The sequence below is a fragment of the Hymenobacter arcticus genome (assembly GCF_054779975.1).
On record NZ_BAAGXF010000008.1, the window covers coordinates 135,021 to 150,837 of the forward strand.

General features: G+C 65.3%; 19 protein-coding genes. 11 read left to right on the forward strand and 8 right to left on the reverse strand.

Going from position 1 to position 15,817, the window contains the following annotated elements:
• Nucleotides 1–5: 5 nt before the first annotated feature.
• Nucleotides 6–728: a hypothetical protein gene (locus tag ACYVGC_RS14850; protein ID WP_460584626.1), complete on the forward strand. Its 723-nt coding sequence runs from the start codon at nt 6–8 to the stop codon at nt 726–728.
• On the opposite strand, the gene ACYVGC_RS14855 is transcribed toward ACYVGC_RS14850, so the two are convergent.
• Nucleotides 709–1,350 (reverse strand): hypothetical protein, encoded by a 642-nt coding sequence (locus ACYVGC_RS14855; protein ID WP_460584627.1) that lies wholly within the window; start codon nt 1,348–1,350, stop codon nt 709–711. The genes ACYVGC_RS14850 and ACYVGC_RS14855 overlap by 20 nt on opposite strands.
• A 424-nt stretch (nt 1,351–1,774) precedes the next feature.
• Between ACYVGC_RS14855 and ACYVGC_RS14860 the strand changes: the two genes are divergently transcribed.
• Nucleotides 1,775–3,013, forward strand: coding sequence for an RCC1 domain-containing protein (locus tag ACYVGC_RS14860; protein WP_460584628.1), 1,239 nt, complete (start codon nt 1,775–1,777; stop codon nt 3,011–3,013).
• Nucleotides 3,014–3,100: 87 nt separating this feature from the next.
• Here ACYVGC_RS14860 and ACYVGC_RS14865 read toward each other — a convergent pair whose 3' ends face one another.
• Nucleotides 3,101–3,811, reverse strand: coding sequence for a hypothetical protein (locus ACYVGC_RS14865; RefSeq protein ID WP_460584629.1), 711 nt, complete (start codon nt 3,809–3,811; stop codon nt 3,101–3,103).
• A 275-nt stretch (nt 3,812–4,086) separates the two neighbouring features.
• On the opposite strand from ACYVGC_RS14865, the gene ACYVGC_RS14870 reads away from it, so the two are divergent.
• The gene (locus ACYVGC_RS14870; protein ID WP_460584630.1) at nt 4,087–4,683 is read left to right on the forward strand and encodes a hypothetical protein; all 597 of its coding nucleotides are present in this window, start codon (nt 4,087–4,089) and stop codon (nt 4,681–4,683) included.
• Between the two features lie 119 nt (nt 4,684–4,802).
• Here the strand turns inward: ACYVGC_RS14870 and ACYVGC_RS14875 are convergent, their stop codons facing one another.
• On the reverse strand, nt 4,803–5,468 hold the full coding sequence (locus tag ACYVGC_RS14875; protein ID WP_460584631.1) for a hypothetical protein: 666 nt from the start codon (nt 5,466–5,468) through the stop codon (nt 4,803–4,805).
• A 24-nt stretch (nt 5,469–5,492) separates the two neighbouring features.
• Between ACYVGC_RS14875 and ACYVGC_RS14880 the strand changes: the two genes are divergently transcribed.
• The gene (locus tag ACYVGC_RS14880) at nt 5,493–5,972 is read left to right on the forward strand and encodes a hypothetical protein (protein WP_460584632.1); all 480 of its coding nucleotides are present in this window, start codon (nt 5,493–5,495) and stop codon (nt 5,970–5,972) included.
• An 18-nt stretch (nt 5,973–5,990) separates the two neighbouring features.
• Here ACYVGC_RS14880 and ACYVGC_RS14885 read toward each other — a convergent pair whose 3' ends face one another.
• The 4 genes from ACYVGC_RS14885 to ACYVGC_RS14900 form a co-directional block, all read right to left on the reverse strand.
• Nucleotides 5,991–6,467, reverse strand: a complete 477-nt coding sequence (locus ACYVGC_RS14885) for a hypothetical protein (protein WP_460584633.1) — start codon at nt 6,465–6,467, stop codon at nt 5,991–5,993.
• Nucleotides 6,468–6,487: 20 nt separating this feature from the next.
• Entirely contained in the window at nt 6,488–7,681 is a 1,194-nt protein-coding gene (locus ACYVGC_RS14890) for a hypothetical protein (protein ID WP_460584634.1), read from the reverse strand.
• Nucleotides 7,682–7,798: 117 nt separating this feature from the next.
• Nucleotides 7,799–8,113, reverse strand: a complete 315-nt coding sequence (locus tag ACYVGC_RS14895; protein ID WP_460584635.1) for a hypothetical protein — start codon at nt 8,111–8,113, stop codon at nt 7,799–7,801.
• Nucleotides 8,114–8,118: 5 nt separating this feature from the next.
• Complete coding sequence (locus tag ACYVGC_RS14900; RefSeq protein WP_460584636.1) at nt 8,119–8,601, reverse strand: hypothetical protein; 483 nt, start codon at nt 8,599–8,601, stop codon at nt 8,119–8,121.
• Nucleotides 8,602–8,897: 296 nt separating this feature from the next.
• Between ACYVGC_RS14900 and ACYVGC_RS14905 the strand changes: the two genes are divergently transcribed.
• From ACYVGC_RS14905 to ACYVGC_RS14935, 7 genes are all read left to right on the forward strand, one after another.
• Nucleotides 8,898–9,704 carry a hypothetical protein gene (locus ACYVGC_RS14905; protein WP_460584637.1) on the forward strand — a complete coding sequence of 269 codons (807 nt, stop codon included), beginning with the start codon at nt 8,898–8,900 and terminating at the stop codon, nt 9,702–9,704.
• A gap of 3 nt (nt 9,705–9,707) precedes the next feature.
• On the forward strand, nt 9,708–11,609 hold the full coding sequence (locus tag ACYVGC_RS14910; RefSeq protein ID WP_460584638.1) for a DUF4153 domain-containing protein: 1,902 nt from the start codon (nt 9,708–9,710) through the stop codon (nt 11,607–11,609).
• A 7-nt stretch (nt 11,610–11,616) separates the two neighbouring features.
• On the forward strand, nt 11,617–11,922 hold the full coding sequence (locus tag ACYVGC_RS14915) for a hypothetical protein (RefSeq protein WP_460584639.1): 306 nt from the start codon (nt 11,617–11,619) through the stop codon (nt 11,920–11,922).
• Nucleotides 11,923–11,949: 27 nt separating this feature from the next.
• Nucleotides 11,950–12,561 (forward strand): M949_RS01915 family surface polysaccharide biosynthesis protein, encoded by a 612-nt coding sequence (locus tag ACYVGC_RS14920; protein WP_460584640.1) that lies wholly within the window; start codon nt 11,950–11,952, stop codon nt 12,559–12,561.
• Between the two features lie 42 nt (nt 12,562–12,603).
• Nucleotides 12,604–13,191 carry a hypothetical protein gene (locus tag ACYVGC_RS14925; RefSeq protein WP_460584641.1) on the forward strand — a complete coding sequence of 196 codons (588 nt, stop codon included), beginning with the start codon at nt 12,604–12,606 and terminating at the stop codon, nt 13,189–13,191.
• A 99-nt stretch (nt 13,192–13,290) separates the two neighbouring features.
• A complete protein-coding gene (locus ACYVGC_RS14930) occupies nt 13,291–14,127 on the forward strand; it encodes a hypothetical protein (RefSeq protein ID WP_460584642.1) in 837 nt (278 codons plus the stop codon).
• 42 nt (nt 14,128–14,169) lie between these two features.
• Entirely contained in the window at nt 14,170–14,730 is a 561-nt protein-coding gene (locus ACYVGC_RS14935) for a hypothetical protein (RefSeq protein WP_460584643.1), read from the forward strand.
• Nucleotides 14,731–14,917: 187 nt separating this feature from the next.
• On the opposite strand, the gene ACYVGC_RS14940 is transcribed toward ACYVGC_RS14935, so the two are convergent.
• Nucleotides 14,918–15,760 carry a helix-turn-helix domain-containing protein gene (locus tag ACYVGC_RS14940; protein WP_460584644.1) on the reverse strand — a complete coding sequence of 281 codons (843 nt, stop codon included), beginning with the start codon at nt 15,758–15,760 and terminating at the stop codon, nt 14,918–14,920.
• Nucleotides 15,761–15,817: the final 57 nt, after the last annotated feature.

Here is a 15,817-nt window from a genome sequence, read left to right on the forward strand (position 1 = left end):
GTCTTATGTATTGCACCCGTTTGCTGCTGGCCGCTGCGCTGCCCTTGCTTGGGGCCTGCCGGCCCGACGCGCCCCCCGAATTGCCGCCGCGCCTCAAGCCGCTGCTCGAAACCCTGCCCGCCGGCTACCGCCACTTCGACCGGCAGGATACGCTGACCAGCTACTGGGCCCCCGACTCGCTGGCGGCCGACAGCCTGTTTAACTACACCGCCGCCCAGCGCAGCCAGGTGCTGCTGCGGGTGCAGCTGGTGCCCGCCTCGGTGGCGGCGGCGGCCCGGCTCGATACGCTCACTTTCCGCCGCCCTGGCTTTGGGCCCGAGCCGGCCGACCGTTCCGGTTACTATTGGGAATTTTTTCCGGACCGTAACCCCGTGCCCACCGTGCCCGACACCACCAACCGGGTGCCGCTGCGCATGGCCCTGGCTTACTCCTGGCGCTTGGCCTTGCTGGAGTATCGGCGCTGGCCGGCGGGCAACTCTTACCAGCGCAATGACTACTTAGTAGACTATCCCTTCGGGACCGTAGCGCAGGCCCGCGTCAGTGACTCGGTGGCGTACATCCGGGTGTTTCCGATGCGGGCCGACCGGCCCCGGCCCGATACGCTTTACACGTATTATCGCGGCGGGGCGCACCGCAAGCGTATTCCGCTGGTGGCCGATGCGCCCGACACTACCCGGCACGCGCTGTTGCGCCTCAGCTTCCGGGTGCTCAGCCATTCGGCCGATTAGCCGGCGGGGCCGGGGCCGGTAAGTCGGCCGCCGGCACCAAGTCAAACACTTCGCCGCTCGGTAGCTCGTAGCGCACCAGCCCAGCCTGCGAGTCCCAGTAGCAGGCCCGAAAATCCGTGGTTCCGTAGGCGATGGCGTTGCGGCCCTCCTCCATATAGTAGGCCTGGGGATAGTGCTGGCCGCTGGCCAGGGTGCAGGGCCGCGGCCGCAGCCGGAAGTGGTGGTGGTCGTCTTTCTCATGGAAATAAGCTTCCAGGCTCGCCAGGCGGAAATCGAGCTGGGCGGGCTGTTGGGCGCTCCACTTCAGCACGTACAGCGTCAGGTCGTGGGCGCCGCCCTGCGGGAAGGCGGTGGGCCGCAGCGTCACGTGGAAATGCGCGGGCTGGTCGGAGCCTATTTCCAGCCAGTTGCAGTCGAGGTTGTTGTAGGTGTCCACCCGTTCGGCCACGGTGTAGGTGGCCGTATTTCCCAGGTTGCTGCGAAACGCCACCTCCTGGCCCACGCGGGGGTAGGCGGCCGTCCAGACCCGGTCGGCGGCCGAGAGCGGCAGCTTGGTGCAGGGGCTGCAAGCGCTGGCCAGCAGCGCGAGCAGAGGGATGCTCAGAAAACGAAAAGTTATCACCGCTGAAAGGATTTTAAGTATAAATTACTGATAAACAGCATGTTATAAAAATACGACACTGCTTTTAGGTTCGCATCTTGTAGTGGGACCCCCAAGATTATTACCCCTTGTAAGCAGCGCACTTTTCCTGCCAGCGGTGGTGGGCGCTCCCGCTGCGAGGCGCACCCGTTTTCCTGCCCTGGCAGGCCACCCAAACTAGGATTTGCCAGTCGGCTTACAGCAAATTCAGCGTCAGGGTACAGCGCCGCATCTTTGCGTTTGTCGTTTGGTGGGCTACACAACGACGAAACACAAAGATGCGGCGCTGCATCCAGCTGTACACCGCATTCGAAGCCGCGCTAAGCGCGGCATAGCTCCCTTTTCAACTACTAGCTGAGGTGGGGTATGTTTGTCTCAGGTAGCAGTCTTTTGAACCCGAAGCAGCATGAACATTTCTCAAGTAGTAGTGCTGGGTAGCCGCTGGTGCGGGCGGGCGTTGCTCGGGCTCAGTAGCCTGGCGCTGCCTGGCTGCCAGCCCGCCACCCAGGCCGGCCCGCACACCATTGCGGCGGCCTGGAACTATTCGCTTCGCCTGGCAACCAACGGCACCCTGTGGGCGGCGGGCGACAATAGCTACGGCATTCTGGGGCCTGACACCACCCTGACCCAGCGCCGGACCTGGGCGCCGGTGGGGCACGAGGCGAATTGGGTGCAAGTATCTGCCAAAGGCTACCACGCCCTGGCCCTGAACGCCAACGGGCAACTGTTTGCCTGGGGTGCCAACGGCGGCGGCGAGCTGGGGCCCGGGGCCCCTATCGACTACTACGCAAACCGGCCCTACGCCCAGCTGGTGCGCGTGCCCGGGCACTATGCGCAGGCCATTGCGGGCATCGGCTACAGCCTGGCCTTCAACACGGAAGGGCACCTCTATGCCTGGGGCAGCAACTACGACGGCGTGCTGGGCCCGGCCGGCCCGCCGCCGGCGCCAGTGTCGTATAAGCAGCTGGCCCACCGGTCGGAAACGAGGAGCGTGCTGGTGCAGGTGCCCGGCCAGTGGGCCCACGTGGCGGCCGGCGCCAGCCACGTGCTGGCCCTCACCCCCGATGGCCGCCTGTTCACCTGGGGCGCCAATAGGCGGGGGCAATTGGGGCCCGGGGTGCCCCTCGACAGCCTACCCCACCCCCAGCCGGGGCAGGTGCCGGGGCGCTACAGCCAGGTGGCTGCCGGGGCCTATTTCAGCCTGGCCCTGACGCCCGCCGGCCAGCTCTACGCTTGGGGCGATAACACGCATGGCCAGCTCGCAACGGCCACCAACAGCTTTCGGGCCACGGGCCAGCTGCAACCCCCGCCGCTGCCCACCCCCCGGCGCATTCCCGGCCGCTGGGCCCAGGTAGCGGCCGGCGACGACTTCGTGCTGGCGCTCCGCGCCGATGGGCAGCTTTGGGCCTGGGGCAGCAACAGCAAAGGCGAGCTCGGCCGCTCGCCCAATGAAGACAGCCCCGTGCCGGCCCCGCTGCCCGGCCGCTACACCCAGTGCAGCGCGGGCAGCAACCACTGCATAGCCCTGGGTACCAACGGCCGCCTCTACGCCTGGGGCCAAAACGACTACGGCGAGTTGGGCAACGATACTGCGGGGGACTACTTCAACGATGCGCCCCACCCCGTACCAACCGTTACGCCCTAGCCAGTAGCCGGGCCCGGTGCCTGGCTAGCCAGGGCGTAACGGTTGGCTACCGCAACGGACACCGCCCAGGCCCCGTTCCTGGCGCAGTCACTCCACAAGGTCAGCATCGCCCTGCCCCAGGTAGTAGCTGCACCCGTAGCCCACCGCCGGCAGCAGTAGCAGCAGTCCCACTTCGTAGCCGAGCCCCAGCAGCCCCAGGCCGGCCACCAGCGCCGCCCCACCAACCCAGAGCAGCCCCCGCGCCGCTTGGGTTTGGAAGAACCGCGGGCGGCGGCGCGGGCCTAGCTTGGTGCGCCGGGCCAGCCGCTTGGCCAGCACGTCGAGGCGCACGGTGCCGGTGGGGTCATGGGGGCGGGTGCCGGGGCGGTCGGCCAGGTGCAGCACGCGGCCATCGGCCAGCTCCAGGCGCAGGTGGTACTGCACAAGCCGCCGGAACGTTAGCAACCGCAGCCAGTATGTGTAGGCCGTGATGCTGTTTAGGGCAATGGTTTCGGCGGGCGGGCCCGGCTGGGAACCCAGCGGCTCCAGGTGCAATGCCTCGCGGTCGAAGCGTAGCAGCCGGGGTTGGTTGCCCCGCACCCGCCGATAGCCGGCTCCCAGCAGTAGCACCAGGCCGAGCAGCGCGCCCGCTGCGTGGCGCCCCGGCGCGGGGCTGTCGAGCAGCCTTAAGGTATTGGCTACCAGCAGAATGGCCCCTAGTAGCAGCGCCACCGTTACCCGCAGGCCCGTGGGCCGCACCAGCACCAGGATGCGCTGGGCGGGCCGGGCGGCGAGTTCGGCGGGCGAGTGGCTGGGCATGGGCGGAAAGGGGAGGGCGTGAAAAGTGGTAAGCAGGGCTGGAGAGCAAGGCGGTTTAGCGAGTAGCCTTGGCGCGGCGCAAGTAAGTGCTACGGGCAGTAATAGGCCAGGCACCGAGGCTAAAGCTGCCTGCTGAGGACCACAAACCGCGGGTAGCCGAACCGCGGCTCTTGCGGAACCAAGTAGTAAAGTAGTCCGTACGGATATTCAGTAGCTTCTAAATAACGTGGTTAGCTGCAACGCTTGTCCTTCCTACTTTCACCATTTCCCTTGCTATGCTGTTCTCTTGCACGCCAGCCGGCCGCGCTATTGCTGTGGCCGCCCTCATTTTCTTAGCTGCTTCGGCGGCCCACGCGCAGGGCAAAGTAGATGATGCGCCCAAGCCCGGCGGCCACACCACTGCCAACGAGCAGGCCTACGCCCGCGCCGTGATGGCCGACGCCGCCCAGCCCAGCAAGGACGACGCCGAGCACGCCAACTCTCAACATTTCAGGCAGTTGCGCTACGAGCACAAAATGCCCGTCAAGTTCACCTGGACCGAAGCCGCCGCTCAGCAGCTCACCGAAAAACGCGACCTGGAGCTGTGGACCGTCATCGAAAACATCAGCACCGACCTCGTGCGCTCGCTCGGCGGCAGCCGGGCCGAGTACTACCAGGCCCCGATTCGCAAAATCAAGGAAATCCACTTCACCACCACCGCCCAGGAGCCCACGCCCGCCCAGATGGGCGCGCAGCACGGCTGGTTCTACTCTTGGAACAAAGCCACCGGCGTGCTGACGATGGCCATGAGCACGAGCACCAAATCGCCCTCGCCCGTGAACGAAGACAGCGAACGTAACACTAGCAACTGGATTTTGGCCAACGTGAAGTAAGGCGCAGCCTGGCCCTTACGCCGTCCCGGTGGCGGTGGGGGACGGGTAGCCTTTCGGCGGGGGTTAAGAAATTCCTGCATTGGGTTGGCCCGCCGCGGCCCAGCATTTACCCAAGCCAGTTACTTTTGGCGGGTGCTCATTACTGCCTGAAACTCAGCCAGCAGGCGTCGTTGCTCCTCCCGCAGGTAGTCGGCGGCGAAGGGAGCCCCGCAGTCTTGGTTGCTGAGCTGCTGCACCAGCTGGCCGTGGGCGAAGTAGCTGCGGCTTTCTTCCACCGTTGACTTATCGAAGTCAAACGACTCATTGTCATGCGTTTGCTTGCTGGTGGCCGCGTTGTAGTACATCGGCCGGTTGTAGGTGTAGGCTTGTTCCAGCACGAACGAGGGCTGGCCCTGGCGCAAGTAGTAGCTGACCCACTGCTGCGACATTTCGCCGAAGTGCCGGGCCACTACCTTTTCCAGTTGGCCGTGGGCGTAGTAGAAGGTAGCTTCGCCGCCTTCGCCCGGCTCGTCGAGGCTGCGCACGGCCGTGGCCGACCACTCCGTAGTGCCGTCGATGCGCCGGACGTTGGCGCGTATCGGCCGGAGCTGGGCGGCCAGGTCGGGGCGGTTCGCCGTATCTGCTGCGGTGGGCAAAACTGGCTGCCGCGCCGACGCGGGTGGGCGCTGGGTTGCCGGGGGCGGGGCCAGAGTTGCCGGCGGCCGCGCTTGGTCGGCCCCGCAGCTGCTAGCCCCGGCAGCCAGCAACCACAACGAAATAGCTGATTTTCGGCGAATTTTCGACATATTTTCGTTTTCTGAATGCACGCTATGACGCTTACCCCTCTTACGGCCTTGCTAGCAGGGCTGGCTACGGTGGCCCCGCCCACTTACAAAACCTACCACAACGACCGCTTCGGCTATCGCATCGATTACCCGGCCGACCTGCGCCCCCAGCCCGAAGCTGGCAACGGCGACGGCCGCCGCTTCGTGTCGGCCGATGGGCAGACGGTGCTCACGGCCTACGCCGGCTACAACGCCCTGGATGGCGGCTTGGCCGCCAACCGTAAAATAGCCCGGCAAAGCTGGCAGGAAAAGCACGCCACCCTCACCCTCGACCAGCTCACGCGCACCGGCTACGTGCTGTCGGGGCAGGTAAAAGGTGCAATTTTCTACGAGAAAACGGTGCTCAAAAGCAACACGCTCACCACCTTCCGCTGGGAGTACCCGACCGACCGCAAGGCCGCGATGGATGCCGTGATTCAGCACACCGTTCAGACGCTGCAACCCAGCGTGGCGGGCGAAGATTAACAGCTGCTGAACAGCCAATTAGCTGTTTTGGCGGGCGGCCAGCCACGTGCGGAACGTAGCCACTTCTTCGTCTGTGAGCCGGTGCTTATCGAGGAGGAGTACAAGGCGCGGAAATGGTTTCACCACCAGAAAAAACCGCCGGCTGGTTTCGCTTGCTTGCCGCACCCACTGCCAGTCGTGCGTTTCGGGCGGGGCCCCGCTGGCGGGCCGCACCACTACGCCATCGGCCCGAAATGTGACTTCGGCCTCAAATTGCTGGTTGTGCCGAAGTGCGTAGCTGCTTAGCACCACCACCAGCAGGCCCAGGCCCACCAGGCCGGCGGCCAGCACCAGCAGCGTGGGCCAAAAGCTGCCCACCAGCGCGGGCCGCGCTAAGCTGAGCAGCAGCGCGCCCAGCAGGTAGCGCCACAGGCTGCGCCGACGGAAATTGTAAAGCTTGCCGGCGAGCAGGTTCGCAAACGTGGTGCGAAACGGCCGGATTATCTGACTGACCATCAGCTAAAAAAAATAATTATTTATTCCATCCGCTTGCGCTGGAAGTCGTGCAGCTCGCGGCCATCGTTGGCCAGCAGCAGGGCCCCATGCACGTAGTCTAGCTCCGAATCGGTGCGGTAGTGCAGGGCGAAGCCATCGGGAGTGCGCACGGGATCTTCGAAGTCGTAGCGGCTGGCCGGGCGGCTCCACAGCACGCGGCCGGTGTTCACGTCGAGACGCTGCAAGAGGTGCGGACCTTCGGGCTTAGCAGTAGGGGCCACGTCGATGAGTAGCGCGTCGGTGGCTTGGTACAGGATGCGGGGCTCGAAAAACCGGCGGCCGTTGGTGAGGTCGAGCGGCGGGGCTCCGGCGCGGTAGCGCAGCAACTGGTAGGGCTTATCATTCAGGCCCGGCTCATACGGCTGCTCCAGGCTGAAGTAGCGCTTGGCCTGGGTTACTTTCGCCGCCTGGTAAAAGGCCTCGCCTTCGGCAAATACCTGGCCCGTGGCGGGCAGGTAGTACAGGGTTTTGCCGTCGTTGGTGAGCAACGTCAGCGCTTCTTTCGACGTGTCGAACTTCACTTGGGCCACGCCGCTGCTGGCGGGCGCGTAGCTGGCCAGCAGGGTGTTCGTCACTTCGGTTAGCTGGTCGGTGCGGGCCTCAACGCGGTAAAGATGCTCATTACCAAGTAAGTACGCCTGGTCGTTGGGAAACGTGTGCCACTCGTAGCGGTGGTCGTCGAGGCGGCGGGCCAGCGGCTCCAGCACCTGCTCGCGGCGCAGCCGGCCGGTGCGCGGGTCAAAAAAATCGGCGTAGAGCGTCACGGAGTCGCTGCCCCAGCGGGGGGCCTGGGTGCGTAGCGTCACGTACACGGGCTGCCGCTGGGCATCGGCGTACACGTAGTGGGTGAGGTAAAAAATAGGTTTCGCCACCACCGTAACCCCCCGGTAGGGCTGCGGCGGCAGGGCAATGAGCAGTACCATCCACACCACGGCGCCCACCCCCACGAGGCCGCACAGCCCAATGGCCATCCGCTGGCCCCACGACAGGGGCGGCCGGGCCGCCGGCGCGGCTGCGGTCGGAGGGTAGTGGTGCCGCACGTTCACGGTCACATCGTCCGAGTCAAGGTAATATTCCGTCTGGCAGGCCGTGCACCGAAACAGGTCGGGGCCAAGCGGCGTGTTTTGCGGGCTGCCGCACTGGGGGCACTGAATGGGGCGAATGGTTTTGGCCATAGCTCGGCAATACGCGAAAGGAGGCGGCTAAGTGAGGGGTAAAAGTAGCCCGCCGCGTAGCGAACCACGGGTTAAAAGCCCGCGCCGGGCGCTGGTTTCGGTTGGCTGCCCCGCCCGCTACGGCCGCGGTGCCAGCAGGCGGCTTTTGAGCAGGGGAAAGCCCTGGGTCAGCCAAAAATCGGCCGATACGCGCCCGCTGCTCATGCCGCCGTGGGCGTAGCGGGCCACGAAGGGCTGGCGGCCCGTGGCCGGCGCTTCGCCCACCAGCGCCAGGTACAGGCTGGCCAGCAGGGCGTCGGCCGCCGCCGGGCTGCTGGCCAGCGGCTGCTCGGCCAGGGCCTGCCCCAGCTCTTGCCAGAGGTCGGGGTCGCCGCGCAGGCCCCACTGGGCGGGTGTTGGCTGAATAAGCAGCTGAAGGTCAGGGTTTTTCATGGCAATCAGTGCATGCAGCCCAGCCACACGCTTGTGCGCTTGGCGTAGGCGGTAGGGTAGGCGCGCTGCACGCGTGCCAGCGTTTGGCGCAGGGTGGCCGAGTTGGGCGGGGCCAGGGCCGCTACCACAATGTAGTAGCCCTTGGCAAAGCCCGTGTAGCCGTCGGAAAACTCGATGGAGAGGTAGTCGCTGTTTTCGGCCCCGCCCTGACCCCTGGGCACGTAGCAGGGGAAGTCGTAGCCGCCGCCGGTGCAATCGGCTTTGCTGGCGCTCAGGCCCAGCTCTTTATTGGGGTGGTAGCCGGCCAGCTTCAGCGGGCGGCCCAGCTTAGCGGCGGCCTGCCGGGCGCCTGCCAGCGCCGCCGCGTAGTCGCGGGTGCTTTGCAGGATAACGATGTCTTTCGGCACGTCCACGTTGTAGCTCGACTGCGCCAGGGCCGGGGCCGCAACTACTAACAAGCTGAGAATTAATAAATTAGTAATATACATAGCGTAAGCTTTGAGTGATAGTTAGGAAGCTGCCCCAACTGGTTGTCGGCCCCACCAAGCGGGTCCTGGGTCGCTGGTCGCTGCAAATTAGCTCACTTTCAGTGGATTATGATTGGTGTTCGCGGCTCGTGGCGTGAGTGGCGAAGCCACTCACGCCGCACTACGGTGCCGCTTACTGGTACGCGGTGAATGGGGTAGCGTTGATACCTTGCCCGCAGTTTCGGGGAGGAAGCTGCCCTGGCCGGGGCGGCAACCGGCCGCTGGGATTGCCGTTCAACCAAGTTCACCTGCTGCTCATGATGCTCCTTTCCCTACGCTTATTGATGGCCCGCTGGTGGGACTGCGGATGCCTGCTGGCCGCGCTGCTGGCGTTACCGCTAGCGGCCCCGGCTCAGGGCCCGCCGCCCAGCGCCGACTACCTTGCCCCACTCAAAACCAAGAACCTGAGCTACTTGTGGCGCGCCGACCGGCTGGCGTTTTACGGTAATAAAAGCGCCGACGTGTTTCCTGAGCCGCTGGGCTTCATTGGGGCCAACTACCAGCGCTTCTACCTGCACTACACCAGCGTGCGCCCGGCGCCCGGCCAGCCCTACGTGTACCAAGTGAGCGGCAAAACGCGGGTGAAAACCAACGTGTGCGCCTTCACTGGCACTATCACCGTGGTGAAAGCGCGGCTCTATAAAGCGCCCAATGCGGAATACCCGCAGTTTCGGGAGGGCGAGCTGACTTGCCGCGTCGAACTGGCCGAGGACCGCCGCCAGGCCGGCAGCGGCACCATCAGCGGCACGCTCACCACCTACTTCTACCTCAATGCCAAGGGCCAGCCCCAATACAATACCCTCGAACCGAGCGACGGCTTCAGCAACAACCAGTGCGTGGCTACCTGGGCGAGCTACGCCACCCAGCAGCGCAAACCTTGCCACTGGGGCGACTTCAAGATTCCCGCATCCGGCGACCTGGACTTCAGCGTGAGCGACTTTGAGGTTGCCGCCAAGTACGTGGCCAACAGCTGGCAAACCTACATGGCCGCCCTGGAGGGCAACGGCGATACCCCCAAATTTCGCCAGGCCCAGGCCGAAGAAAAGCGCCCCTGGTGGAAATAATTTATGCTCCAACTCCCTTCTCTTCAACGCGTAATCGGGGAGGCCGGGCGCGTGGCCCGGCGCTTTCCGCTCACGCTGCTGTGCGCCGTGGTGGTGTTTGTAGCCGGCTGCCAGGCCATCACGTATCTCAGTGGCATGGCCAACCAGCCGGCCTGGGTGTTTCCGGTGTTGTCGGCGGGGGCGCTGGGGCTGCCGCTCACGCTGGCCCTGGCGCTGGCCGCCGAGCGCTACGGCTGGTCGGCCACCGGGCGCTGGCTAACCCAGGCGGGGGCGCTGGCGCTGCTGGTGGGCTGGTATGCGCTGGCCCCCGCGCAGCCGGGCCTGGTGTGGGGCCTGCGCCTGGCGGTGCTGTTGCTGGGCCTGCACCTGGCCGTGGCCGCCGCGCCCTACCTGGGTGAGCTGCGGCGCGGGGCCGACACGCCCGGCTTTTGGCGCTACAACCAGACGCTGTTGCAGCGGCTGCTGCTGGCCGGGCTCTACTCGGGGGTGCTGTATGTGGGCTGCACCATCGCCCTGATGGCCCTGCGCGAGCTCTTTGGCCACGATACCAGCAGCAACGTGTTTGGCTACCTGTTCGTGGGGCTGGCCTCGCTGTTCAATACTTGGTTTTTTCTGGCGGGCGTGCCCGCCGACTTTGCCGCCCTGGAGCAGGAGGCCCCCTATCCTAATGGTTTAAAGATATTTACGCAGTTTGTGCTGCTGCCGCTGGTGGTGCTCTACGTGGGCATTCTCTACGCCTACCTGCTGCGCATACTAGTGCAGTGGGAGCTGCCCAAAGGCTGGGTATCGGTGCTGATACTGGCGCTGGCGGTGGCGGGCATCTTTGCGCTGCTGCTCATTCACCCGCTGCGCCAAAGCCCCGAAAACACCTGGATTCGCACCTTTGCCCGCTGGTTTTATCGGGCGCTGTTTCCGCTACTGGGGCTGCTGGCGGTGGCCATCGGCACCCGTATTCGTGCCTATGGCCTCACCGAGGAGCGGTACTTTGTGCTGCTGCTGGCGGCGTGGCTGCTGGGCATGGCCCTGTATTTTTTGGCGCGCCAGGGCCAGGGCATCGTCTGGATTCCGGTGTCGCTGGCCGGGCTGGCGTTTTTGTCGGTGGCCGGGCCGTGGGGGGCGTTTGCCGTGGCCGAGCGCAGCCAGCTAAGTGAGCTGCGTGCGCTCACCAACCGCTACCACCTGCTGCAAAACGGCCACCTCGACGGGGCCAACGGCCGCGTGCCCAGCCTGCCCCGCGCCGTGCGCGGGCGACTGACCTCGCTCTTTTATTTCTTTGCCGAGCGCGACAAGCTGGCCCGCTTGCAGCCGCAGTTTGCCGGCTCGCTTGCGCTGCCCGACTCCCTGCGCGAGGTAACCTCCTGGGAGCAGCAGCAGTGGCGCAAGTACCGGCCGTTTGACCTGAGCGGCTTCGAATACCTGGAAGATTACCAGCTGCAACAGGCCCTCAACGACACGCCCGAGCAACAATCGACCGACTACTCCGTGCGCAACGTGCCCCAGTACTACGCCCTGGGCCAGGGCAAGTACTGGCTCAAGGACATCGGCCTGCTGATGGGCCCTGCCGACACTACGGGCGCTACCGCCCTGGCGCTGCCCCTGCGGGAGGGCACCTTCCGCCTTCTCATGACCAACAGCGGCGACAGCCTGCTGCTTCAGCAGCGGCGGGCTGCTACCGGCCCCTGGCACACCCAACTGCACGTGCTGCTGCGCCCCCTGGCCGACTCGCTGGCCCAGCACTACGGCCAGCGCGTCACGTCCATCGACCTGCCCAACCCGCCGGAGCTGCGCGCCCGCGCGGGCCGCTTGCAGCTGCGCCTGTACCTGTTGTCGCTGCGCCAGGATAAGGTCGGCAAGGAGGTGGAGTACGTCTATTCGGCCGAGGGGCTGCTGGAAATCAAGCCCTGAAGCTGCCATGAAATCACCTACCAACTGGCGGCTACCCGGGCGGCACTGGCTCGCGCTGGCGGCGGTGCTGCTCTACCTGCTGCGCTGGGCGCAGTACGTGGCCGAAGCGGCGGCCTACCGCGCCCAGCCCGCCCCCGGCGGGGCCGGCGACGCCCTGAACTGGCTGCTGCTGGGCCAGCTGTTTTTGGCGGGGGCCCTGGGGCTGGCGCTGCTGGCCGCGGCCTGGTGGCACCGGGCGCAGTGGCGCTTGTACCTGGGGCTGGCCGGGGTGGTAGCGCTGCCTTTTGCGGTATTGCTTTTTATAAATAACTAACTGACTAACAATAAATTACATTTTATTATGAAAACCTATTTCCTGCTGCCGGCACTCCTGCTGCTTGCCGGTAGTGCCCAGGCCCAGCTGCGGGTGAGCCCGTTGGCCCCGGCGGCCGTGCCGGCCACCCTCAAGCGCAGCGGCCGCGTGGTGCAGGCCCTGCGCTACACTGACCGCACCGGTACCTATACCGTGCTGGCCACCCAAAGCGGCCCCGCACCCGACCCCGCCGCCCCAGCCAGCGACAGCCAGCGCGCCGACCTCTACGCTTACCACTACCCAGCCAATAGCGCGGCTCCCACCTGGCAAGTGCATGATTTTGAAGATGATTGCCCGCTGGATATCGAAGCCCAGTTTCGTCCCAAAGGCCTCACCGTGACTGACCTCGACCATGATGGCACGGCCGAGGTGTGGCTGGTGTACCGCACCACCTGCCGGGGCGACGTGAGCCCCAGCACCCAAAAAATCATCATGCACGAAGGCCCGCAGAAGTACGCCGTGCGCGGCACCAGTCGCATCGCCATCGGCAACGGCCAGCACGATGGCGGTGCCTACACCCTGGATGCCGCCTGGCAAGCCGCCCCGGTTGCCTTTCGCCAGCACGCCGCCCAGCTCTGGCAGCAGCACCGCAACGAGTAGCTGGGTGCATAAGCAGTGTAGTAAATTGATTGCTTGAATCTTATGAAAAAAAGGTTTCGATTGGGGTACGCCGCGCTGCTCGGGGTTGGCGCCCTGGGCCTGACGGCCTGCCCGGCCCCCGACCAACCCGCCGCTACCGCCGCCAAGCCCCACCCGGTGCCCGCCGCCAGGGTGCCCGCGCCCGCGCCACTTACCGCCCCGCAGCAGCTGGGCAAAACGGGTTTCTACCTGGCCCTGCCCCCCGGGTTCGCGCTTAAAGCCACCAACGGCCCGGACTTCCTGGTGTATTACTTCGCGCCGGCCGATACCACCGTGCAGGCTGATTTTTCGGGCGGGCTCTACCTGGGCGGGCACCCGCAGGGCGATGAGGGCGATACCACGGGCGGCTGCCGGGTGCGCCGGGTGGCCGTCACGCTGCTGGGGCACCCGGCCACGTTTACCATCCACCGCTGCGCCACGGGCTACACCGTCAACAGCGTGTTCGCCAGCCACAGCGGCCGGGGCTGGGATGCGCAGGTCAATGCGTTTGGCGAAGCCAAATCGGCGGCGGGCCTGCGCCAGCTGCTGGCCATCTTTGCCACGCTCCGCCGCCAGCCCGCCGCCGGTAAGCCCGCCGCTGCTGCCAACTAATGGTGGCGGCTGGGCGTAGCCACGGCGGCCATTGTTAGCAGCCAGGATATTCAAAACCAGCCTTTTCCATCGCAAAACCACTGCTTAAACACCGTTCACATGAAACTCTACCTAGGCCCCGCGCTCCTGCTGCTGCTAGCCAGCTGCCGCCCCGACCAGCCCGCCGGCAACGCGGCCGCCCCGCAGTCGCCGCCCACCGCGCCGGCCGCCGCCAGTGCCTCCGCAGCAGCGCCTACCGACACGCTCGCCGTGGCCGACTCCGTGGGCCACCGAATAGGCATTCTGAACCTGCGCCCCAGCACCAAGGCCGAGTTTGCCAAGCTGCCCGCCGGCCCGCTGCCCGCCCGCCCCAGCGACGATGAGAGGCCCGAAAGCCTGGCGCACGTGCCCGACGCCCCGCTGCCTGCCGATGGCCGCGTGCAGCGCCGGGGCGAGCTGCTCATCCTGCACCCCGCCCAGGGCCCGGCCATCACGCTGAAGCCCGAGCCCACCTCCGAGGATGGCCCCGAGGGCAAAGACATCGGCTATTACTACTGGGGCAGTCTGCCGCAGGTGTACCAGTGGGTGGTTGACGTGACCACCGACGAAGGCCCGGCCGTGCTGCTGGTAGACCAGCGCACCGGCCACCGCACTAGCCTGCTAGGCGAGCCCAGCGTGTCGCCCGATGGCCGCTACCTACTCAGCATGTGCGAGGACGTGACCAGCGGCGGCACGCCCACCGACCTTAGCCTCTACCGCTGCGGCAGCGGCGCTCCGCAGCTCGTGTGGTCGCGCGACCCGCAGCGCTGGGGCCCCCGCGCCGCCCGCTGGCGCGATGCCCGCCACGTAGTGCTGCTGCAAGCCCACCCTGACGCCGACCCCAATGCCGACGTGGCTACCGCCGCCGCCCGCGTGCCCCTTACCTACGCCGAGTTGGAGCTGCCCACGCAGCCTTGAAGTAGTATGTAAATACTTGCTAACCAATAAATTAAGTTTTCAATGATTCGCGTATCCACGTGCTTCCCCTTGCTGCTACTAGCCACCCTAGTTGCCTGCACCGAGCCCGCCGACCAGGCCACCAAAGCCCCCGCTACGCCCACGGCCGCCGCGCCTGCCCCGCCGCACGCCGCGCTGCTAACGGCCTCTTACGCTGGCGAATACAACTGGGGCGACCCCAAGCGCAAGGAAGCGGGCGGCACGCTCTACGTGTACCCCGAATCGGACTCGACCGTGCTGGTGGCGCTGGATGTGTGCTACGGGCCACCCGCCTTTCACTTGGGCAACCTGTACCGGCGGGCAGTGGTGCGCCGGGGCGTGGGGCGCTGCGCCATTCGGAGCGAGGAAGATATGCTGGACTGCCAGCTGCGCCTGACGTTTGCGGCCCAGGCTGTCGTTGTGGCCACCGAAAAAGGCCACGGCGAATGCGGTTTTGGTCAAGCCGTGTACGCCGACGGAAACTACCGCCGCACCAGTTCGGCCGTGCCGCAATACTTCACGGATAGCAGTGGCAAGACCTTTTTCAAAAAAACGACGCCCGAGCAGTACAACTCCGCTGAATAATAAGTAATTGAAAATCAAAAATTTAAATTTCGGGTTCGTTGGCTAGCCCCACCCGCCGGCGCTGGAGCGGTGCCTCTTTCGGGGCCTGATATTCCCGGGCCGACCACCTAGCGCGAGGATGCCGACTTGGTGCTGCGCTGGCTGGCGGCAGTAGCTGGTTGAGCGCCACCCCGCGCCGCCGCGTCACTCAAAAGGAAATCGACAAGTCCTCCATCGTGCGGAAAAGCATCGAATGCTCGATTTCGGCTTCCTTCAGCATGCTGGGCGCAAAGCCAGCAAAGGCTTTGAAATCGCGGATAAAGTGCATTTGGTCGAAGTAGCCGCAGCGGTGGGCTATTTCCGTCCAGGAGGTGTGCGGCGCGCTTTCCTTGTACTTATAGGCGTGCGAAAACCGAATCATGCGGCTATATACTTTGGGCGAAAGGCCCAGCCGCTCGTACGACTTGCGCTCGAACTGCCGTACGCTCAGGCAGGCGTCGGCCGCCACGCGCTCGATGGGCAGGTTGCCGCTGGCCTGCACCTGGCGCAGCATGGCCAGGTCGAAAGGCAGTAGGGCTTTGAGCTTAGGCAGCTTGCCTAGCAAGTAGCGCTGGGTGATGTCGTTGCGCTGCTGGTGGGTGGGTGCTTCCTGCAAGCAGTCCACTAGCTCGTCGATTTCCTGCCCCATCACCAAGCGGGCATCGTAATCGCAGTCCACCAGCTCGGCCATTGGGATGCCCAGCAGCCGGTACATGCCGGCGGGCTTCAGGCACACAACTACCGCCTGATGCTGCTGGCCCAGGTCTAGGGTGACGGGCAGCTGCTGCGGCCCGATAATGATGGAACGCGCCCGCTCGACAAATTCCTCGCCCGGTCCTTTGCTCATTTTCACCTGGTCGTGGAGGAAAAAGCATAGAAACCGGTTGGGCGAGGGCACGAACGGGTATATAGGGGACAGCCCGGTGCCGGCCCGAAAGTCAATATCGAACACAAAAACGCTGTTTACGAACTCCAGCAGCGCCGGGTGCGGTGCAAAATGAATAGTCGGCATCGGGCAAGATGAAGTTAGGTAAGTAGGGAGTCATAGCTGGTTGTTAAATTGAATGTA